Genomic DNA, 18,846 nt, shown 5'->3' with positions numbered 1-18,846 from the left:
CGAAACAATCATGAGCCTGTCGTAATGGAAATGCTGTCATGACTTCTGCCAATCCGAATCTCGCGGACAGGCGTCGCTCCGGCGTCGCCTTCTGGTGGACTATGTTCGTGGGTGTGCTGCTGGCAATACTTGGTCTGCTGATCGGCGCAGGCGGCGCCTGGCTCGTCGCGCTGGGCGGCTCCTGGTACTATTTGCCCACCGGAGTGGCTCTCCTGGCGGCGGGTGTTTTGCTTTTGAGCGGCAATGCCGCCGGAGTCTGGCTCTACGTCCTGACCTGGATCGCGACGCTCGCCTGGGCTTATTGGGAAGTTGGCATGGACGGCTGGGGGTTGATGCCCCGGGTGCTCGCGCCGACGGTCACCCTGATCTTCGTTCTTTTGACCTTGCCTGCCTTTCGCGCCGGGCACGCGAAACGGGTTCGCGACCGCGGCTGCGCGACCGCATCCGCTGCCCTTTTCATTGTCGGCTGCGCGATCGGGCTTCAGCATTTCACGCCCTCGGCACAATCCCAGGAGGCATCCCCGGTTGCCCCGGTCACGCCACCCGCCGCAGGAAGCGCATCTGGTCAGTCTCCGGTCAGCCCTCAGCCCGATGTCGCGATACACCAGGCTGGACCGAATTGGCCCGTCTATGGCGGCTCGGAACTTGCCACCCGCTATTCGCCTCTCAAACAGATCACCGCCGACAACGTCGCGAAGCTGACCAAAGTTTGGGATTTCCACACGGGCGATATGCCAAGCAAGGCGGCGACCGACAAATACTCCCCGGAAAACACCCCCCTCGAAGTGGACGGGCACCTGTTTGCATGTTCGGCCAAGGGCATCGTCATCTCGGCCAACGCGGCAACCGGCAAGGAGGAGTGGCGCTATGATCCGAAGGTATCCGACGCCGCCATCCCATACGGCGCCAGTTGCCGGGGCGTCGCCTACTACGCCGTTCCAGGCGCAAGCGCCGATCGACCATGCGCAACACGCATCCTGTGGGGCACGCTCGATGCAAGGCTGATTGCCATCGACGCCAGGACCGGAAAGGCATGTGGCGATTTCGGCCAGCAGGGCGTCGTCGATCTCACCCAGGGGCTCGGCAAGACCGTGCCCGGCTGGTATTCGGTGACGGCGCCTCCGACCGTCGTGCGCGGCATTGCCGTGCTTGGCGCCCAGGTACTGGACGGCCAGGCCGAGGATGCGCCGTCAGGCGTCGTGCGCGGCTATGACGTGATGTCGGGGAGACTGGTCTGGGCTTGGGACATGGGCCATCCGGACCGCACGGGCGCACCGCCCCAGGGCGATACCTACACGCGCGGCACGCCGAACATGTGGACCGTAGCCGCCGCCGATCCGCAGCTCGGCTACGTCTTCCTGCCGCTCGGCAACGCCGCCGTCGACTATTACGGTGTCGATCGCAAGGACTTCGAAAACCAATACAATTCCTCAATCGTCGCCATCGATGTCACGACGGGCAAGCCGGTCTGGCATTTTCAGACCGTCCATCACGACCTTTGGGACTATGACCTCGGTTCGCAGCCGACGCTCGTCGATATTCCGTCTACCGACGGAAAGGTTCCCGCAATCATCGTGCCCAGCAAGCAGGGCCAGATCTATGTGCTCGATCGCAAGACCGGAAAATCGCTGTTCCCGGTCGAAGAACGGCCGGTGCCGTCGGGCGGCGTCGAACCAGAGAAATTGTCCAGGACGCAGCCTTATTCCGGCTATGCCCATCTCGACCAGCCTGTGCTGACCGAGAAGGATATGTGGGGCATGAGTCCGCTCGACCAGCTCTACTGCCGCATCCAGTTCCGGCAGGCTTCCTACCAGGGCGAATATACGCCCCCCACGGTGGACAAGCCTTTCATCGAATATCCCGGCTACAATGGCGGCTCCGACTGGGGAAGCGTTGCCGTCGACACCGACGCCGGCATCCTGGTCGCCAATTACAACGACATGCCCAACTATGATCAGTTGATACCGCGCCAAAAGGCGGACCAGATAGGCTTCAGGTCGATCGAACAGGGCGGCGCTTCGAAAAGGGCCAAGGACATGGGTGACCCGCAGATGGGTTCGCCCTACGCCATTGCCGTCAACGCGGGCTGGCGCCTCTCGACGGGGCTGCTTTGTTCCGAGCCGCCTTACGGCCATATCCGTGCCATCGAGCTGAAGACAGGCAAGACGCTCTGGGACAAGCCGCTCGGCGAGGCGGTCGAGAATGGCCCTTGGCGCATCCCGTCCATGCTGCCGCTGGATATCGGCACGCCAAACAATGGCGGGCCGCTCGTGACCGCCGGCGGCCTGATCTTCATCGCGGCGGCGACGGACGACAAGCTGCGCGCCATCGACATCAAGACCGGCAAGGTGGTCTGGCAGACGGATCTGCCCGCTGGCGGCCAGACCACCCCGATGACCTATGAGGTCGGCGGCCGGCAATATGTCGTCATCGCGCCCGGCGGTCATCATTTCATGGAGACGAAGGTCGGCGACGACGTGATCGCCTATGCGTTGCCGGCCGACTGATGGCGCTCCCGGCGTGGCCCGGACTGGCTTGCGCTTGTCGGCTGGCAAAGCGTGACCCCGGCCGTCAGCCCCCGTGATTTCTGGGGAACCTTGCCGGGATGAGCAGGTTTAGCTGCCTGAGACACTCCAAATTCGTCGGAAGGAGCAGCTCATGAGCAACGATCCCGACAAGGAGGGGCCTGTTTTTCCGCAGAGGATGCGCGGCAAGGCGAGATTATCCTGCGAACGCGAACGCGCCGTATCGTCTTCATTGCGGGACTTGTCGGCATCGTGCTGGTGATGATGCTGCTGCACTTCGCCTAGCGCGGCCGGCCACAAACGCTCAATCTGAAACAGGAACTTTTTCGGACGCGGGTCCGTTGATTTACGTCCTTCCAGCACGCGGCCTTTGCCGCACCAACCCTACCGCGGACCGCTAACGTGGACACGAACTCTCCAGACGTCGCACCGGTCGACGAAAGACCTCAAACAAAACGTCGCCCCGATGCACGACCGAAGCGCGCCTCGTCGCGCCCACAACCGAAACAGGACCTCGATGCTTCCGCCGGGAACAAAGAGGGCCTGTTCGGCTCGCTCAGGCGGCACCCCTACGTCACCGCCGCGGTCATCCTTGTTCTGCTGCTGGCATCGGCCGCAGCGATAATCTGGTGGCTCCAGGCGCGACAGTATGAATGGACCGACGATGCCTTCATCGACGCCCGTACCGTAACCATAGGTGCCGAAATCGCCGGCCGCATCACCGATGTGGCGGTGACCGACAATCAGAGCGTAAAGGCCGGCGACGTCCTGCTGCGCATCGACGACAGGGATTATCAGGCATCCCTCAAGCAGGTTCAGGCGCAGGTGGCGCAGGCCGACGCCGAAACCGCCGACATCGCAGCCCAGATCGAAGCGCAGCAGGCCAAGGTGGACCAAGCCCAGAAGCAGGTGTCGCAAGGCCGGGCAGCGCTTGATTTCGCGAAAGCCGAAAATCAGCGCAACAGCGAATTGCTTGCCAAGGGAACCGGAACGCTGCAGCAGGCGCAACAGGCTGCCTCGACGCTTCGCCAGGCCCAGGCGACGCTCGACAGCTCGCAGGCGAACGTCGTGGCGGCCCAGAGACAAGTCGCCGTCCTCGAGGCCCAGCGCAAAAGCGTGGCGGCAAAACTCGACCAGGCCCATGCCAGCGAAGAGCAGGCCCGCACCGCGCTTTCCCGCACCTCGATCACCGCTCCGGTGGCCGGACGGGCGACGAACATATCCGCCGCCGTGGGCGCATATGCCCAACCGGGGCAAGTGCTGATGATGTTCGTGCCCGAGGACGTGTGGGTGAAGGCCAACTTCAAGGAAACACAACTCGACCTTATGCGGCCTGGCCAGCCCGTCGAGATCGATATCGACGCCTACCCGGAGCAGACCTTCAGGGGCCACGTCGACAGCATCCAGGCCGGCAGCGGAACCGCTTTCAGCCTGCTGCCCGCAGAGAACGCGACCGGCAATTTCGTCAAGGTGGTGCAGCGCGTGCCCGTGAAGATCGTCTTCGACAAGAAGACCGGCCTGCTGCTCGGGCCCGGCATGTCCGTCGTGCCGACGGTCAAGGTGCGATGACCGGCCAGGCGACCGCGCAAGCCGGCGAAAGCCGGTCCGCCGCGGGCGGGCGCAATCCCTGGCTTATCGCCATCGTCGTCTCCATCGCCACCTTCATGCTGGTGCTCGATACGTCCATTGCCAATGTGGCGCTGCGCAACATAGCCGGCAGCCTCGCGGCCGGAATGGACGAAAGCACCTGGATCATCACCACCTATCTGGTCGCCAATTCCGTCATCATCCCGATCAGCGGCTGGCTCGCCGGCGTGATCGGCCGCAAACGCTACTACATGATCTGCGTCGCTACCTTCACGCTCGCGTCGCTGCTCTGCGGCCTCGCGCCGAACCTGGAAATGCTGATCCTGTTTCGCATCCTTCAGGGACTGGGCGGCGGTGGGATGGCACCCAGCGAGCAGTCGATCCTCGCCGATACTTTCCCGCCCGAAAAACGCTCGCAGGCCTTCGCGCTCTACGGCATCGCCGTCATCGTTGCACCGACGGTCGGGCCGACCATCGGCGGCTGGCTGACCGACCATTTCTCCTGGCACTGGATCTTCTTCATCAACGTGCCCTTCGGCATCATGTCGTTGGCCCTTGTGCAATGGCTGCTGGTCGAACCAGACGTGCTGGAGCGCGAGCGCCAGGAGAGGCTGAAGGATGGCCTCAAGATCGACTGGATCGGCTTCATCTTCGTCGTGCTGGCGCTCGGATCCCTTGAGATCTTCCTTGACGAGGGCCAGCGCAACGACTGGTTTGCGTCGGGCTTCATCACGACATTCGCCGTGATCTCGGCCGTCTCGTTCTTTTTCCTGATCCCCTGGGAGTTTCGCCATCGCGATCCGATCGTCGACATGCGGCTGGTTTTCACCCGCCAGTTCGGCACATCCTTCCTGGTGATGATGGCGGTCGGCGCGGTGCTGTTCAGCACAACGCAGATATTGCCGCAGCTCCAGCAGACCACCTTCGACTACACCGCGACGCTTTCGGGACTTTCGATGATGCCTGGCGGCATCGCCATGCTGATGCTGATGCCGATTTCCGGCTTCGCCTCCGGCTTCGTGCAGCCGAAATACCTGATCATGATCGGCATGTCGGCGGTTGCCGTGGGATTGTGGCACCTGACTTCACTGTCGCCGAATGCCGGTTTCAGCTATTTCACCTATGCCCGCATTTTCATCACGGTAGGGCTTCCCTTCCTGTTCATCCCCATTTCGACGGCCGCCTATGTCGGCCTGCCGCCGCAAAAGACCAACCAGGCCTCGGCGCTGATCAATGTCGCCCGCAATATCGGCGGCAGCGTCGGCGTATCGCTCTCCAACACCGTCGTGGCGCAGAACGCACAACTGCATCAGACCCATCTGATCGGCAACACGGCGCAGTCCTCGCCTGTCTATCAGCAGATGCTTCGGCGCATGACTGACTATTTCGTCGCTCAGGGCTCGCCCGCGGTCGAGGCGAAAGTCCAGGCGGTCGGCTGGATTGGCCAGACGATAGGCCGGCAGGCGACGCTTCTGGCTTACGTGGACTTGTTTCGCTACTCCGCGATCGCGACCGCCCTGCTCGTGCCGCTCGCACTTTTGCTGCGCTCTCCCAAGTCGAGTTCCTCCGCGAAATAGCTTCTACCGAGGCAGGCGCTCCTTCGAGCAAGGCAGTTTCATGGAACCGGGCGGCGCTTGTCTGGTTACGTCCCATGACACGGAAAAAAGGAGACAGACCGATGGCCAAGGAAAAGATCCGGCCACAAGACGAAGATCGCGAAGCCGTGCATCTGGCCGAAACGACCGACGTCTCGCCCAAGCAGGCGAAAGATCTTATCCGCAAGCACGACAACGACAGGAAAGAGGTGAAAAAGGAAGCCAAGAACTTCAAGGCTGAGGGGTAGGCGTTCGGGCGGATACTGCCGGCCGCTTCGACGCCGCGCGCCTGCCGCAATATGGAACCGGGACGCGAACGGTTCGTTCGAATAAGTGGGCCGGCCTGAAAATTCACCGCCAAGGTTTCTGCACCTTGGCCACAGGACAACGGCAATGAAATCGAAACTGGTTTCGAAAGTCGCGGGACAGAGGACCTTCGTGGTGGTGCTCGAGCCTGGCGAAGAGGCGATTGGCGTGCTCACTGCCTTTGCCAGCGAAGAACAGATCGACGGCGCATCGCTGACCGCGCTCGGCGCGTTCGAGCGAGCAGCGGTCGGTTGGTTCGATTTCGAGGCAAAGGACTATCGCAAGATACCGGTCAACGAGCAGTGCGAGGTTCTCAGCGCGATCGGCGACATTGCCTTGGGCGATGACGGCAAGCCCAGCCTCCACCTGCATGCCGTGCTCGGACTGAGCGACGGAGCGACGCGGGGCGGACATCTGCTGGGCGGCGTGGTGCGACCGACCCTGGAGGTCACACTAGTCGAGTCCCCCGCTCATCTGCGCCGCACGAAACACGCCGATCTCGGCATCGCCTTGATCGACCTGAGCGCCTGACCTGGACATTGCTTCGAGATCAGGTCCAGTTGGAAAGAACCGTCTCCATCTCGACCGTTTCGACCTGCTGCGCGAACCGCTGATGATAGACGGTCATCAGCGCGTCGTGTGTTGCATCCGAAGAGCTGCACAGGGCATCCGTCACCAGAACCACGCGGTAGCCGATATCGATCGCGCCAAGCACTGTCGCCAGAACGCAGACGTCGGTCTCGCCGCCGGTGATGACGAGAGTGTCGATCCGGCGGGATGAAAGCAGCGTGTGCAGATGCCCTTCGGGCCACGGTGAGTAGATGTGCTTGTCGACAACGATCGCCGGCGGGCAGCATGCCGCCAGCGGCGGCAGGAGTTCGATCATCTCCTCGCCGATCCTGTCGATGGTCATCGATGCCCAGCGTTCATAGTACCGCTTCCAGGTGCCGGTGCCCTGCCCCGGGCGTCGCGCCGGAAGGAAGCGAGTGAAGATCGTTTGTGAAGGATATCTTTCGGCAAGGCTGACGATCCGGGGAAGGACACGGGTGATCCAGGGTGTCGCCCACTCCGACGGCTCGGCGAACAGCCGCTGCATGTCGACACACAGATGGGCACAATGATCGCCCAGAGGTCCATATGCCAGACCCGGAGCCGACATCAGCAGCGACCCGCTTTGTCGTCTTCGGCGTCGAGCCGGCACAAGGCGGCCAGGGACGGATACCAAAACGCACATGCCAGCCGGATAGGGGTTCCGTTCAAGTCGACATCCTTGCGCTAGTCCCCAGTTTCTCGAGTGCCGACCAAACGCGAGGCAGCGAAACTCGTTCCCCTCGGGCTCTCGGAAACCACATCATCGGTGGAACGTTGACCAGCATCGAGGTTCGAGAGATCGGCCAATGGTCGCGCAGCAAGAAATGAGAGAACGAACCGGGGGATGCCTGTGCGGCAACGTCCGCTATCGCACCATCTCCAGGCCGCGCACTCACTATTGCCACTGCGACATGTGCCGACGCTCGACCGGCAGTGCGTTCGCAGTCCTGGCGTGGGTACCATCAGCCAGCTTGGAATGGCTTTCCAACAAGCCTTTCTGCCGCAGGTCATCACCCATCGCACAAAGAAGCTTCTGCCGCGACTGCGGATCGCCCGTCGCGTTGGCCTACGATGCATCGCCGGATGAGATCGCCCTGCATGTCGGAACCTTCGACGATCCCGCCGATCTCGAGCCACGCTACAATTACGGATCCGCGCAACGGCTCGGATGGACATGCTGCGGTGTGGACCTGCCGCACCACGACGCCGAAGAGCGGTGGTAGAAGCCGTGGCCGCTGCTTTTCCGCTGCCTTTGGATACCCGCCCCATGGAGGCCAAGGCGGCCGACGCACTGCCGGGCGACGATGGTCTCTGGCAGTATGAGCCGAAGTGGGACGGATTCCGCTGCCTGGCCTTCAAAGGCACCGCAAGCGTCGATCTCAGGGCCAAGTCCGGCAAGCCGCTCGGCCGGTATTTTCCGGAAATAACGACACTGTTGCGCGATCTCGATACCCAGTCTTTCGTTCTTGACGGCGAGATAGTCATCGAAGTGAATGGCGATCCTTCCTTCGAGGCCTTGCAGATGCGGCTTCACCCTGCCGAAAGCAGGATTCGCATGCTGAGCGCGCAAACCCCGGCCCGTCTCGTCCTGTTCGATATTCTCGCCGATCCGGACGGGGGGATCATGCTCGACAAGAGCTTGACGGAACGACGGGCCGCGATCGAGCGCTTCGTCATGAGGTCGGGCGTTTCCTCGTTGCGGTTGTCGCCGCGCACCACCGACGTGACCACCGCCAGGCGCTGGCTGGGCGAGGCCGGCCACGGCTCCACCGATGGAGTTGTCGCCAAACTGCTGATGGACCCTTATCGGCCGGGCGAGCGCACCATGATCAAGGTGAAGCGGCTGCGCACCGCGGACTGTGTCGTCGGCGGGTTCCGCTACCTGACGGGCAGCAGCCAGGTCGGATCCCTGCTGCTCGGTCTCTATGACGACCACGGCAAACTCGACCATGTCGGGTTTACGTCGACGATCGGCAAGGACGACAGGGCAGAAATTACCGCGAAGCTCGAGAACCTGAGAGGCGGACCCGGCTTTACCGGCAAGGCTCCCGGCGGGCCGAGCCGCTGGAGCACCGAACGCAGCGGGGAGTGGGAGCCCGTGCGGCCGGAGTTGGTGGTCGAAGTCCGTTTCGATCATGTCACCGGCAATCGGTTTCGCCATGGAACGAAACTGCTGCGATGGCGGCCGGACAAGGCGCCCCGGCAATGCGGGTTCGAACAGATTGAATGAAGGGAGGCTGGCAATGAGCATGCTCTACCGCGCGGCCAAGATTGCCGAGGACGCGCATCGATCGCAGACCGACAAGACCGGGCAACCCTATATCGAACACTGCAGGCGCGTGGTCGACACGGTCGAAACCCTTGACCAGAAGATCGTGGCTTATCTGCATGACGTCCTCGAAAAAGGGGAAGGCTGGACAAGGACAAGGCTGAAATCGGCGGGGTTTGGCCCCTCGATTGTCGCCGCGGTCGATGCACTGACGAAGAGGCCTGGCGAGAACGAAATCGCTTTCGTGCGCCGGGCTGCGTCAAATCCCCTGGCGCGGGCGGTCAAGCGTGCCGATCTGGCCGACAACCTGTGGCAAGCGCGCCGGGCCGGGATTCCTCTCGCGAAATTTGAAGAGGGCCTGCGCATTCTCGACGAAGACCGCGCAGCGTGAAGGCGACCTGGGCCGGTGTCATCGCACCACAACCCAATGGAATCGGTTCCCTTGGATAGATCCTGCCGCTGCCCTGCTATTCCACTATGTGAGGCGTGTGGCGCTCGTCTTCAGCGGGATCGGCGTCTATGCGAGCCTTGCCGGGATCGAAGGCGGCATGGCGAGCAAGCACCCGGACAGGCGCCGCGGGCTCTTCATACGCCCACATGAAATCATCCGCCGATCCGCCAACGGCATGCACACGCCAATAGCTCGCAGTGCCTTTTGGCGATATCGAGGTGGTATCGGTTTTCTCGAGCAGGTCGAAATAGATGTCCTGGAACGGGATGTAGAACACAGGATCCCTCCCCGTTTCCTGGACCTGCAGCGCATGTTCGGTGGAGGCGATGATGGCGTCGGAGAATCTGACAGTCACCGTTCCATGGAAAGGCTGAATATGGAGATTGTTTCCCGACGGTGATCGGGGCTCGGCTGAAGGGTTCATTTGAGTGTCTCTGAGATTTCCAATTGGTAAAGTTCAAGGGCCGGTCTCAAAGGCAAAACGAGGTAATGCGGGATTGGTTGCGCGAATGCGGCGGCTACCCCGCGATGCTGCATCCCAGGCCCAAGGCGGAACACCAACCGATCCCACTGAGAGGAACAACGGGCCGGGTCGGCGGTTATCCGTTAGCCTTTCCGATTCCACGATCCATCAGGATAGCCGAGTTCTGGCGGCGGAAAGAGATGCAACTGGCGACAAAGGGGCCACATGAGGCACCCGTTCATATCGGAGACATGAGATGGAACCGCGCAAGAAGCAACGATCCGAACAACGGGACGAAACTGAAGCCCCGGCAATCCAGCAGGCGGACTGGGATGCAATCAAGGGCGGCAGGGTTCTTCCAGACAAGGTGTCCGACAACGTCGACGCCGTCGTCGACGTCGAGAAGGAAGGCGACCTGCCGGAGGAGGACGATGACAACGCCTACCAGAACAGCGACGAGGCATTGCCCGACGACGAAGAGGAAGGTGCCATATCGCGCGATCTGGCCAGGCGAGCCGGGCCTTTTGACGAGACGTGACCCCAGGGGCGCCTACACTGATCTGGCGCCCGGCAACCATCGAGTGGCCGAGGGTGTCAGGGCAACGGGCACTCCGTGCCGCCACGAAAATCTCTTCACTTTCCGACGCCGGGATATTGCCTTTCCTTCAGCACGCTGGCCAGATGGGCCGCATTCGAAGCCGCCATTTCGATCATCTCGACCACGGCTTCCGGCGTTCCGGGCAGGTCGACATAGTTGACGTCGCCCATAGCCTGCCCAACCCAATACACGCCGCTGTTGGCAGGAATCGTGAAGCCGACGTCGTTTAGCGCCTGAAAGCACGCCGCGTGACAGGCGTGAGCGCCGTCTTCATTGCCGACGATCGCCACGATCGCGACCTTGTCGGCGGCCGGCATCCGGCCTTGTTTGTCGGTTTCCGATAGAAACGCATCCATGCGTTCCAGGACGCGCTTGGCGACACTCGACGGCTGGCCGAGCCAGATGGGCAGGCCCAGCACGAAGATGTCGGCGTCGAGGATCTTCCTGCGGAGCTGCGGCCAACCGTCTCCCTCGCCCATGTCCGACAGCACGCCGGGTTTGACGTCATGGTCGAGGGCGCGAACAATCTCGCCGCGCACCCCATGCGGCACCATTGCCGCCAGCAGATCCGCCAGCAGGCGGTCCGTGGACGATTTCTCGGCGTCGTCGGAGGCCTTCAAGGTGCAATTGAGCGCAAAGGCGGTGAGCGGCATGGAAAGATCTCCCGAGTGCGTTCTGTGCCAAACGCACCGGGACGTCGTGGGTTGCCTGAACCCGACAAGAAGCTTCACCTTCCACCTAGGGAACCATCGAACGCTCCGCGGTGTTGGAGAACGAGCCCGTTGCGTGAGTCGTCCCCGCTATGACCATGCCGCTTCATCCAACCTTGACCGACCTAGCCCTGCGCCTGGCTCTTGCTTTTGTTGCCGGCGTGATCATCGGAATGAACAGGGAAGCCCGCGGCCACACCGCCGGGCTCAGAACAACCATCCTGGTCGGCCTGGCGGCCGCGATCGCGATGATGCAGGCCAATATCCTGCTCGAGGTGGGCGGCAAGGGCCCCGATTCGTTCAGTGTGATGGACGTGCTGCGTTTTCCGCTGGGCGTGCTGACGGGCGTCGGCTTCATTGGCGGCGGAGCCATTCTCCGCCGCGGCGACTTCGTGACAGGTGTCACCACGGCCGCCACCTTGTGGGTCATGACCGCAATCGGCCTCGCCTTCGGCGGCGGACAACTGGCACTTGGCACAGCGGGGACGGTTTTGACGTTGATAACGCTTCAGGTGCTGAAGCAGGTCGATCTGTGGATCCCACGAACCCATCATGCGATCCTGGCGATCTCGTTGGCGAACGGCGTTCCGCCTGACCTCGACGCGCTGGTTCAACCGCTGGGCTATCGCTGGCGCTTTCTCGGAATGCAGCACGACATCGAGCGCGGCCGGTTCGTATTCTCCTTCGAGCTGAGCTGGAAACAGCCCGACGCGGCCAAACCCTCCGTCGAGATACTGGCTCGGATCAGTCCGCGCTACGACATCGAACGGTTTGACGCGATCAGCGATAAAGGTCCCCGACCATAGGCAGGGCAGCGATGCGTCCTCGTCCCTGCCTCGGATTCGACCGGAGCCGGAACAAATCCGGACTTCGCGCTTTGAACACGCAACACTGTTCGAGGCGATGGCTTGCTGTCCCTGTCGCGCGTCATCCCGATCGACCCTCCTCGAACAAGGAAGGAAGATATCATGAACAAGGCAATCATCATCCTGGCGGCACTCACTCTGGCTTTGCCTGCCCATGCTCAGTCCCAAAACGCACCCCTTCCCCCGGACGCACCGGCACCGGAAGCCGTGCCAGGTCAGACCGGCCCCGACCAGGGCATCACCGGACAGACATTCACCAACATAGCCATCGTCGCATTGGCGGACTTGCCACCCGACCTCAAGGCTAAGGTCGAGACCGTGGTTGCCCAGACCAGCCAGGAAGACCTTCACGTCCTGCAGCGTTCGGTCAGCGCTTCGCCGGAAGCTTCCTCGGTCCTGGCCGCGAATGGACTTGATGCCTCCGAAGTGGTGGCGGCCAACATTGACGGCGACGGCACGCTGACGCTGATCATCCAGACCACGACCTGACGGCGTGGGGCAGAACCCGGTGCTTCGGCGGATGTCCCATTCCCGGTGCCAGGCGGCAACGGTCGAAGGAGGGCGTCATGGCTGACGCGACGGTCCGCAATTTCACGATAAACTTCGGGCCGCAGCACCCTGCGGCGCATGGCGTCCTGCGGCTGGTGCTCGAACTCGACGGCGAAGTCGTCGAACGCGTCGATCCGCATATCGGGCTGCTGCATCGAGGCACGGAGAAGTTGATCGAGTACAAGAACTACCTACAGGCCCTGCCCTATTTCGACAGGCTTGACTATGTGGCGCCGATGAATCAGGAGCACGCCTTCTGCCTGGCGGCGGAGAAGCTGCTCGGGATCTCGGCTCCACAGCGCGGCCAGCTCATTCGCGTGCTGTATTGCGAGATCGGCCGGCTGCTGTCCCATCTGCTCAATGTCACCACGCAGGCGATGGATATCGGCGCCCTCACGCCGCCGCTCTGGGGTTTCGCCGAACGCGAGAAACTGATGGTGTTTTATGAACGGGCATCGGGCGCCCGCATGCATGCCAACTATTTCAGGATCGGCGGCGTACATCAGGATCTTCCTCCGGACCTGTTGGACGATATGTGGGATTTCTGCGATCCGTTCCTCAAGGTCTGCGACAATCTCGAAGAACTGCTCACCGAAAACCGCATATTCAAGCAGCGCAATGTCGACGTCGGCGTCATCGGTCTCGACGATGCCTGGGCTTGGGGATTTTCGGGCGTAATGGTGCGTGGGTCGGGCGCGGCATGGGATTTGCGCAAGGCGCAGCCTTACGAATGCTACCCGCAGATGGATTTCGATATTCCCATCGGCAAGAACGGCGACTGCTATGACCGCTACCTCGTACGAATGGAGGAGATGCGCCAGTCGGTCCGGATCATGAGGCAATGTCTTGACAAGCTACGGTCGCCGCAAGGCCAAGGACCGGTCGCAATTCCCAACCGGAAGATCACGCCGCCACGCCGCGCGGAGATGAAACGCTCCATGGAAGCGACCATTCACCATTTCAAGCTTTACACGGAAGGCTATCACGTGCCCGAGGGCGAGGTCTATGCCGCCGTCGAGGCGCCGAAAGGCGAGTTCGGCGTCTATCTGGTTTCGGATGGGGGCAATGTTCCTTACCGGTGCAAGATTCGCGCGCCGTCCTTCGCACATCTGCAGGCGATGGACTATCTGTCCCGGGGGCACATGATCGCCGACGTCTCGGCGATCATCGGCTCCCTCGACATCGTCTTTGGAGAGATCGATCGCTGAACCGCCGTCGCCGCCCGCGGGACGCGGGCAGCGCTCTCGCAATGTCATCGATGGTCAGTGTGCCGTCTGCGAATGCGCGCCGCCTGCCTGTGAGATGCCGTTCAGCGCTTCGCCGGCTCGTGCTGCCTCGCCGTTTTTCGTGAGATCGCCAAGCGAGATGATGCCAACCAGCCGTTTTTCACGGCTGATCACCGGCAGCCGTCTAACCTGAAGGTCCCCCATCTGCTGGAGCACGTCTTCGATCTCCTCGTCGTCGTAACAGTACCTGATCTCGGCGCTCATCACTTCGCGTATCCGCGTATCCGGGCCCCTACCCTGGGCGACGCCACGGACGGCGATGTCGCGATCAGTGATCATTCCGACCAGCCGGTCGTCCTCGCCTACGGGCAGAGCGCCGGCATCGAGGCTGGCCATGGCGGCGGCGGCCTCCCGCAGGGTCTGGTCCGGACTGGCGACCTGAACGCCTTGCGTCATGCAGTTGCCAACTTTCATGATGTTCTCCTTTGGTTGAAGCGCCCCTTGCCGTTGCTGTGATGGAAACACGATGGAGGGACAATGGCGCCGGCCCAAGAGGTTCCATTGCCACGGGATCGGGATTCATGCGTCGCACGTTCAGACGACGCGGCTGCCGGCATGCATCGGCGACTCTTCGTTCTCGTCGGGATTGGGCAGAGGCGCCTCGTCCGGGAGTTGTTCCGGATCAGGCTCCTCGATCGGTTCGGGCTTCCAGGTCGGCGCCGGCATCGGCACGTCGCGATTGGGATCTGGTTTTCCTGGGTTTGGCATCGGGATCACCTCCCTTCATTCGGGACGCAACTCCTGGCCGGCGTCATTTGTTCCATGGCCAATTCGCGGTCGCCTTCGGCCTTGCCGCCACGGATCGAGACGGCGCGCTGCCGATCGGATCCGCCGGTCGACTTCAGCCCCGTCTTTCGGAACCGGACGGTTTTCCAATCCGTTGTCTCGACATCGATCGAGGAGAAAGACGATGGCTGGTGACGAGAGAATTTCCGGCAGCAACTTGCCCCAAGTCGCGGTCGACAGTGAACAGGTCCGGCAACTGGTGGCGACAGCCGATCTGCCGTCCAATCAGGCACGCGAGCTCGTGCGCCGTCACGGCAACGATCCGCACAAGCTCGAAGAACTGGCAAAATCGATCAAAGCGGTAAGCTGACCGTCGGGACGGCGCCCCGACTCCGTCAGATTTCAAGCAAGGCATAGGGTCGGCCGGTCGGTTTGGAAACGTGCATGGCGACGTTGTAGACCCTCGCCCCGCCGGGCGTGCGGCCCTCATAGCTTCCCCGATGCGCATGGCCGTGCACGACAGCACTGACCTGGAACCGGTCGATCGTTTCCGCCAGCCGCGACGAGCCCAGAAACGGAAATATCTCCAGGGGTTCGCCGGCGATGGTCTCGACGATCGGAGCGTAGTGCAAAATGACAAGCGTGCGTTTTGCGCGAACCTGGCGCATCGCGTTCTCAAGCCGCATGGCCTCGCTGACGCTCTCGGCGACCATCGACTTGATGGCCGGCTCGCCGAAGGAGCCGAGCATGCGTGAACCGAACCCCCCGACGAACCCTTTCACGCCGACAAAACCGACCTCCTCTATTTCGGTCGTCTGCCCGTCGAGGAGATGGACGCCCGCTTGACGCAGGATTTCCGCGACGTCCTCGACCGCACCGGATTCATAATCATGGTTGCCGAGCACGCCGACCACCGGGATAGAGCAGGCGCGCAGGTCTTCGGCGAGGATCTCGGCTTCGCGGGGCTTGCCCAGATTGGTCAGATCGCCTGGAAGAACGAGGATATCGGCCTCGCGCGACATTTCGCCGAAGAGATCGCGATACGATGTCTGGGCGTCCTCCTTCACATGCAGGTCGCCAACGGCCGCCACCTTGATCGTGGCGGTGCCCTCCATCGCCGGAGCGTCTTCGGTCCGTTCAGCCATCACGAAATTCTCCTGTACCGCCGACGCCGGCGAAGCCCCATTCCTTGACGTCGATTTCGTAATCGGTCTGCGAAAGCAGGCGCCCGCGGCAGATCTTCATTCTGGGGGAAGGCAATTGGCGCTGCTTGGCAAGGCGGTCGAGCAGTTCGTCAAGCAGCCATGTGGGGATGCGGTCGCGCTCGCTCGGATAGATCCATCTGAAACTGAGAATCTGCATCAGCAGCACTTCCCAGTGGACTTCCAGGTAGGACAGCAGCCTGTGCCAGTCGATCTGGTCCTGCGCCTTGAGGATCGTATGGGCGATGTCCGCCCCGTCATGACGCCCTCGGTCCTGGATGAAGCATTTGGACCATATGAGCTCGGTCGGGCCGACGATCCTCACCCGGCTTCCCAGCAGTTCGGTTTGGCGGGCATGCTCCATCCACTGGTCACTTACCGGCATCGTTCCATTCGCCGAGGCGAATATGATGTCGAAGAAATGCGTGCCCTTGAAGACCTTCCCAAGCCACCGGTCATCCTCGATTTCGACCGCATAGCCGAGCTGCTTGAAATGGGCCAGGATGCGCGAGAAGTCGCCTGCCTTGCAGAAGATATCGAGATCCTTGGTCTGACGGATGACGCCGGTGTAGGCGCTTACCGCATAGGTTCCGGCGACAAGGAAAGGAATGTCGGTGGCGGCGAGTTCGCGAATGGCTTCGGTATAGAACACCTCCGCCTCGGCGTTCTTGAGCGTCGGGGCGGCCTTTGCGTCGATCGCGGGAAGGGATGCCGGAACAGTTCCCGGCAACGGATCGTTGATCATGGCACGCATGGCTCCCACACATCGGCAACCGATTGATCGCCCGCGTTGTTAACAGCGGGAACCCTGCCTGGTTCCGCCACGGTCGCGTTGCGGCCTGAAGGAAATCGGGCGCGACGGGCAAAATTACCCGCGGAGTCCTGGGTTTCAATATGGTTGCATGGGCCGTTTCCCTGCATGGAACCATCGCCATTCGGCATCGTTAGCCCGGACAGCCGAAGCTGCCTTCGGGCGATCGGGGTGTCTGGTTTCAAGCGCAGACGATATCCAGGATGTATGTTCTTGCCCTAGCGACAGACTATGACGGCACGCTCGCCGAAGACGGGGTCGTCTCCGATGCGACCTATGCTGCGCTCGAACGGCTGAAGCAGACGGGCCGCAAGCTGATCATGGTGACCGGCCGCGAGCTTGCCGATCTTGAGCGGGTCTTTCCGGCACTCGACATCTTCGACAGGGTGGTCGCCGAAAACGGCGCGTTGATCTATACGCCCGCTTCGAAGAAGGAACGGCTTTTGGCGCCGGCGCCTCCGGCTGAATTCGTCGACCGGCTGAAGCGTCGCGGGGTCGCGCCCCTGTCGGTCGGACGCTGCGTCGTGGCCACCTGGGAACCACAGGAAGCCGCCGTGCTGTCGGAGATCAAGGAGCTTGGACTTGAGCTCGAGATCATCTTCAACAAGGGCGCGGTGATGGTGCTGCCAAGCGGGGTCAACAAGGCCACCGGCCTTGCCTGCGCACTCGAGGAATTGGGGTTTTCCGCCCACAACGTCGTCGGTGTCGGCGATGCCGAGAACGACCATGCATTCCTGCGCGCCGTCGGCTTCGGCGTCGCCGTAGCCAACGCATTGCCGACCGTTAAGGAGACGGCGGATTTCGTCACAGCCAGCCCTCGAGGTGCCGGCGTGGTGGAACTGATCGAACAGCTCATATCGCGCGATGCCGGCTTCGTGGAGACGGCTCGCCAACATGTGGAAGTGGGAACCGACATATCGGGCGCGCAGGTGCACCTTTCACCGCATGGCGGCGGCGTGCTGCTGGCCGGCACATCCGGTATCGGCAAATCCACGCTTGCCACCGCGTTGACCGAGCGCTTTGTCGAGAAGGGTTTTCAGTTTTGCGTTCTCGACCCCGAAGGCGACTATCAGGAACTCGAGAATGTGGTGGTGGTTGGCGACGCCAAGACCCCGCCGATCTCGCGTGAGGTCTTCGATCTTCTGTCCAAGCCAACCAACAATGTCGCTGTCAACATGCTGGGGCTGAAGACCGCCGAACGGCCCGGCAATTTTGCCAAGCTGCTGCCGGACATGGCCAGCATTCGCGCGCGCACCGGCCGACCGCATTGGCTGATCATCGATGAGGCGCATCATCTCTTGCCCCAGGCCCGTGACGGCGCGTCTTTCGCGCTGCCCAAGAGCCTCCCCGCGACCATCCTGATCACCGTGCACCCCGATCTGGTTTCGCGCGACGTCCTGGCTGGCGTCGAAACCGTCCTGGCGCTTGGACCGGAAGCCGACAAGATCGTCGCAAGCTTCTGTGCCGCCACCGGCATCGACGTCCCCGACGGCGCCGTGCCGCCGCCAAAGGACGAAGTCCTGTTTTGGAAACGATCATCGGGCGAGCCGATCAGGACGGTCAAGGTCGAACGGCCCCGCCAGGTTCGCAAGCGGCACATGCGCAAATATGCCGAGGGCGACCTTGGCGACAACAGCTTCTATTTCCGGGGGCCGGACGGAGCGCTTAACCTGAAAGCGCAGAACCTGATGATGTTCCTTCACATCGCAGAAGGCATCGACGATCGCACCTGGGAACATCACCTGCGCGCCGGCGACTATTCGAAATGGTTCCGCAGCAAGATCAAGGACAAGAACCTCGCCGACGAGGTGGCGGACATAGAAACGGATACCGGCACGGACATGCAGGAGAGCCGCGCGGCCATCGCCGAGGCCATTGGCCGCCGTTACACTGCTCCCGCGGACTGACCTTGAGCCGGGGTAGACACAAGCCCATCCCGATTCCTCGGGATGGACCTCTCTCATGTCATGATACGGAGCGAGCGTCAGCGCGCCTGGCTAAAATGCCTAGCGGTTTTTGTGGCTCTGTTGGCCCGCTCTTACATGTTGTTCGTGCGAGCCGCCCCGCATGTTGGAGCCGTCGCCCTGTTGCCGCTCATTGTTACCTGCGGCCTGTTGCTGCTGGCGGTTCTTGTTTTCCGTGTTCTTGTGGCTCTGCTGGCCCGCCTTCACATGTTGCTCGTGGCTACCACCTTGATTGGGCATGGTAATTCTCCTTTCAATCCAACTTCGAGACGACGGTCGTCTCCCCCGGAGAATGCAGATTTCGGCGCCGACGTTCCCTCACGTAATATTTCGTGACATCCTGCCAA

23 protein-coding genes are annotated in these 18,846 nt (G+C 62.1%); 14 read left to right on the top strand and 9 right to left on the bottom strand.

Features of this window, described 5'->3' with window-relative positions; genetic code table 11:
- Positions 1-38 precede the first annotated feature (38 nt).
- On the top strand, positions 39-2,507 hold the full coding sequence (locus LB547_RS07470; RefSeq protein WP_140759955.1) for a membrane-bound PQQ-dependent dehydrogenase, glucose/quinate/shikimate family: 2,469 nt from the start codon (positions 39-41) through the stop codon (positions 2,505-2,507).
- A gap of 108 nt (positions 2,508-2,615) precedes the next feature.
- On the opposite strand, the gene LB547_RS07465 is transcribed toward LB547_RS07470, so the two are convergent.
- Entirely contained in the window at positions 2,616-2,888 is a 273-nt protein-coding gene (locus LB547_RS07465) for a hypothetical protein (protein ID WP_181165225.1), read from the bottom strand.
- A 39-nt stretch (positions 2,889-2,927) separates the two neighbouring features.
- Between LB547_RS07465 and LB547_RS07460 the strand changes: the two genes are divergently transcribed.
- From LB547_RS07460 to LB547_RS07445, 4 genes are all read left to right on the top strand, one after another.
- Positions 2,928-4,094: an HlyD family secretion protein gene (locus LB547_RS07460; RefSeq protein WP_140556194.1), complete on the top strand. Its 1,167-nt coding sequence runs from the start codon at positions 2,928-2,930 to the stop codon at positions 4,092-4,094.
- The gene (locus tag LB547_RS07455) at positions 4,091-5,689 is read left to right on the top strand and encodes a DHA2 family efflux MFS transporter permease subunit (RefSeq protein WP_140522246.1); all 1,599 of its coding nucleotides are present in this window, start codon (positions 4,091-4,093) and stop codon (positions 5,687-5,689) included. The genes LB547_RS07460 and LB547_RS07455 overlap by 4 nt, the downstream gene beginning before the upstream one ends.
- A gap of 101 nt (positions 5,690-5,790) precedes the next feature.
- Positions 5,791-5,955: a hypothetical protein gene (locus LB547_RS07450; RefSeq protein WP_181165226.1), complete on the top strand. Its 165-nt coding sequence runs from the start codon at positions 5,791-5,793 to the stop codon at positions 5,953-5,955.
- Between the two features lie 145 nt (positions 5,956-6,100).
- The gene (locus LB547_RS07445; RefSeq protein ID WP_140522248.1) at positions 6,101-6,544 is read left to right on the top strand and encodes a PPC domain-containing DNA-binding protein; all 444 of its coding nucleotides are present in this window, start codon (positions 6,101-6,103) and stop codon (positions 6,542-6,544) included.
- Between the two features lie 19 nt (positions 6,545-6,563).
- Here the strand turns inward: LB547_RS07445 and LB547_RS07440 are convergent, their stop codons facing one another.
- Positions 6,564-7,172: a cysteine hydrolase family protein gene (locus tag LB547_RS07440; RefSeq protein WP_140522250.1), complete on the bottom strand. Its 609-nt coding sequence runs from the start codon at positions 7,170-7,172 to the stop codon at positions 6,564-6,566.
- 238 nt (positions 7,173-7,410) lie between these two features.
- Here LB547_RS07440 and LB547_RS07435 point away from each other — a divergent pair, with 238 nt between their 5' ends.
- From LB547_RS07435 to LB547_RS07425, 3 genes are read left to right on the top strand one after another with little or no spacing between them, the layout of a single operon-like run.
- Complete coding sequence (locus LB547_RS07435) at positions 7,411-7,827, top strand: GFA family protein (protein ID WP_140556685.1); 417 nt, start codon at positions 7,411-7,413, stop codon at positions 7,825-7,827.
- Positions 7,779-8,834, top strand: a complete 1,056-nt coding sequence (locus tag LB547_RS07430) for an ATP-dependent DNA ligase (RefSeq protein WP_140560377.1) — start codon at positions 7,779-7,781, stop codon at positions 8,832-8,834. Before LB547_RS07435 ends, LB547_RS07430 begins: the two co-directional genes overlap by 49 nt.
- Positions 8,835-8,847: 13 nt before the next feature.
- Positions 8,848-9,264: an HD domain-containing protein gene (locus LB547_RS07425; protein WP_140560366.1), complete on the top strand. Its 417-nt coding sequence runs from the start codon at positions 8,848-8,850 to the stop codon at positions 9,262-9,264.
- 76 nt (positions 9,265-9,340) lie between these two features.
- Here the strand turns inward: LB547_RS07425 and LB547_RS07420 are convergent, their stop codons facing one another.
- On the bottom strand, positions 9,341-9,679 hold the full coding sequence (locus LB547_RS07420; protein ID WP_318013600.1) for a DUF427 domain-containing protein: 339 nt from the start codon (positions 9,677-9,679) through the stop codon (positions 9,341-9,343).
- A gap of 364 nt (positions 9,680-10,043) precedes the next feature.
- Here LB547_RS07420 and LB547_RS07415 point away from each other — a divergent pair, with 364 nt between their 5' ends.
- Positions 10,044-10,325: a hypothetical protein gene (locus LB547_RS07415; protein ID WP_140513579.1), complete on the top strand. Its 282-nt coding sequence runs from the start codon at positions 10,044-10,046 to the stop codon at positions 10,323-10,325.
- Positions 10,326-10,420: 95 nt separating this feature from the next.
- Here LB547_RS07415 and LB547_RS07410 read toward each other — a convergent pair whose 3' ends face one another.
- Positions 10,421-11,038, bottom strand: coding sequence for a flavodoxin family protein (locus tag LB547_RS07410; RefSeq protein WP_140560364.1), 618 nt, complete (start codon positions 11,036-11,038; stop codon positions 10,421-10,423).
- Between the two features lie 149 nt (positions 11,039-11,187).
- On the opposite strand from LB547_RS07410, the gene LB547_RS07405 reads away from it, so the two are divergent.
- The 3 genes from LB547_RS07405 to LB547_RS07395 all read left to right on the top strand — a co-directional run bounded on the left by LB547_RS07405 (position 11,188) and on the right by LB547_RS07395 (position 13,718).
- Entirely contained in the window at positions 11,188-11,901 is a 714-nt protein-coding gene (locus LB547_RS07405) for an MgtC/SapB family protein (RefSeq protein ID WP_224655833.1), read from the top strand.
- 162 nt (positions 11,902-12,063) lie between these two features.
- Positions 12,064-12,450, top strand: a complete 387-nt coding sequence (locus LB547_RS07400) for a hypothetical protein (protein ID WP_140513581.1) — start codon at positions 12,064-12,066, stop codon at positions 12,448-12,450.
- Between the two features lie 77 nt (positions 12,451-12,527).
- On the top strand, positions 12,528-13,718 hold the full coding sequence (locus LB547_RS07395) for an NADH-quinone oxidoreductase subunit D (protein WP_140761484.1): 1,191 nt from the start codon (positions 12,528-12,530) through the stop codon (positions 13,716-13,718).
- Between the two features lie 54 nt (positions 13,719-13,772).
- On the opposite strand, the gene LB547_RS07390 is transcribed toward LB547_RS07395, so the two are convergent.
- Positions 13,773-14,210 (bottom strand): CBS domain-containing protein, encoded by a 438-nt coding sequence (locus LB547_RS07390; protein WP_140496149.1) that lies wholly within the window; start codon positions 14,208-14,210, stop codon positions 13,773-13,775.
- A gap of 120 nt (positions 14,211-14,330) precedes the next feature.
- Complete coding sequence (locus tag LB547_RS07385; protein ID WP_140522262.1) at positions 14,331-14,504, bottom strand: hypothetical protein; 174 nt, start codon at positions 14,502-14,504, stop codon at positions 14,331-14,333.
- Between the two features lie 202 nt (positions 14,505-14,706).
- Here LB547_RS07385 and LB547_RS07380 point away from each other — a divergent pair, with 202 nt between their 5' ends.
- Positions 14,707-14,892 (top strand): hypothetical protein, encoded by a 186-nt coding sequence (locus tag LB547_RS07380; protein WP_140496151.1) that lies wholly within the window; start codon positions 14,707-14,709, stop codon positions 14,890-14,892.
- A 25-nt stretch (positions 14,893-14,917) separates the two neighbouring features.
- On the opposite strand, the gene LB547_RS07375 is transcribed toward LB547_RS07380, so the two are convergent.
- Positions 14,918-15,667, bottom strand: a complete 750-nt coding sequence (locus tag LB547_RS07375) for a metallophosphoesterase family protein (RefSeq protein WP_140496152.1) — start codon at positions 15,665-15,667, stop codon at positions 14,918-14,920.
- A complete protein-coding gene (locus tag LB547_RS07370) occupies positions 15,660-16,469 on the bottom strand; it encodes a nucleotidyltransferase family protein (RefSeq protein ID WP_140496153.1) in 810 nt (269 codons plus the stop codon). The genes LB547_RS07375 and LB547_RS07370 overlap by 8 nt, the downstream gene beginning before the upstream one ends.
- A 269-nt stretch (positions 16,470-16,738) precedes the next feature.
- Here LB547_RS07370 and LB547_RS07365 point away from each other — a divergent pair, with 269 nt between their 5' ends.
- Entirely contained in the window at positions 16,739-18,442 is a 1,704-nt protein-coding gene (locus LB547_RS07365; RefSeq protein WP_140761481.1) for an HAD family hydrolase, read from the top strand.
- 99 nt (positions 18,443-18,541) lie between these two features.
- Here LB547_RS07365 and LB547_RS07360 read toward each other — a convergent pair whose 3' ends face one another.
- Entirely contained in the window at positions 18,542-18,739 is a 198-nt protein-coding gene (locus LB547_RS07360; RefSeq protein WP_140496155.1) for a hypothetical protein, read from the bottom strand.
- Positions 18,740-18,846: the final 107 nt, after the last annotated feature.

Origin of the sequence: Mesorhizobium sp. B264B1B (assembly GCF_020165765.1) — a bacterium.
Lineage (GTDB): Bacteria > Pseudomonadota > Alphaproteobacteria > Rhizobiales > Rhizobiaceae > Mesorhizobium.
This window is presented reverse-complemented; position numbering and strand designations above follow the sequence as displayed.

Bases quoted from the DNA above. Each gene is read 5' to 3' on its own strand.
- LB547_RS07470 (WP_140759955.1), top strand. From the start codon at position 39: ATGACTTCTGCCAATCCGAATCTCGCGGACAGGCGTCGCTCCGGCGTC.
- LB547_RS07455 (WP_140522246.1), top strand. From the start codon at position 4,091: ATGACCGGCCAGGCGACCGCGCAAGCCGGCGAAAGCCGGTCCGCCGCG.
- LB547_RS07450 (WP_181165226.1), top strand. From the start codon at position 5,791: ATGGCCAAGGAAAAGATCCGGCCACAAGACGAAGATCGCGAAGCCGTG.
- LB547_RS07445 (WP_140522248.1), top strand. From the start codon at position 6,101: ATGAAATCGAAACTGGTTTCGAAAGTCGCGGGACAGAGGACCTTCGTG.
- LB547_RS07440 (WP_140522250.1), bottom strand. From the start codon at position 7,172: ATGTCGGCTCCGGGTCTGGCATATGGACCTCTGGGCGATCATTGTGCC.
- LB547_RS07435 (WP_140556685.1), top strand. From the start codon at position 7,411: ATGGTCGCGCAGCAAGAAATGAGAGAACGAACCGGGGGATGCCTGTGC.
- LB547_RS07430 (WP_140560377.1), top strand. From the start codon at position 7,779: ATGCTGCGGTGTGGACCTGCCGCACCACGACGCCGAAGAGCGGTGGTA.
- LB547_RS07425 (WP_140560366.1), top strand. From the start codon at position 8,848: ATGAGCATGCTCTACCGCGCGGCCAAGATTGCCGAGGACGCGCATCGA.
- LB547_RS07415 (WP_140513579.1), top strand. From the start codon at position 10,044: ATGGAACCGCGCAAGAAGCAACGATCCGAACAACGGGACGAAACTGAA.
- LB547_RS07410 (WP_140560364.1), bottom strand. From the start codon at position 11,038: ATGCCGCTCACCGCCTTTGCGCTCAATTGCACCTTGAAGGCCTCCGAC.
- LB547_RS07405 (WP_224655833.1), top strand. From the start codon at position 11,188: ATGACCATGCCGCTTCATCCAACCTTGACCGACCTAGCCCTGCGCCTG.
- LB547_RS07400 (WP_140513581.1), top strand. From the start codon at position 12,064: ATGAACAAGGCAATCATCATCCTGGCGGCACTCACTCTGGCTTTGCCT.
- LB547_RS07395 (WP_140761484.1), top strand. From the start codon at position 12,528: ATGGCTGACGCGACGGTCCGCAATTTCACGATAAACTTCGGGCCGCAG.
- LB547_RS07390 (WP_140496149.1), bottom strand. From the start codon at position 14,210: ATGAAAGTTGGCAACTGCATGACGCAAGGCGTTCAGGTCGCCAGTCCG.
- LB547_RS07385 (WP_140522262.1), bottom strand. From the start codon at position 14,504: ATGCCAAACCCAGGAAAACCAGATCCCAATCGCGACGTGCCGATGCCG.
- LB547_RS07380 (WP_140496151.1), top strand. From the start codon at position 14,707: ATGGCTGGTGACGAGAGAATTTCCGGCAGCAACTTGCCCCAAGTCGCG.
- LB547_RS07375 (WP_140496152.1), bottom strand. From the start codon at position 15,667: ATGGCTGAACGGACCGAAGACGCTCCGGCGATGGAGGGCACCGCCACG.
- LB547_RS07370 (WP_140496153.1), bottom strand. From the start codon at position 16,469: ATGATCAACGATCCGTTGCCGGGAACTGTTCCGGCATCCCTTCCCGCG.
- LB547_RS07365 (WP_140761481.1), top strand. From the start codon at position 16,739: ATGTATGTTCTTGCCCTAGCGACAGACTATGACGGCACGCTCGCCGAA.
- LB547_RS07360 (WP_140496155.1), bottom strand. From the start codon at position 18,739: ATGCCCAATCAAGGTGGTAGCCACGAGCAACATGTGAAGGCGGGCCAG.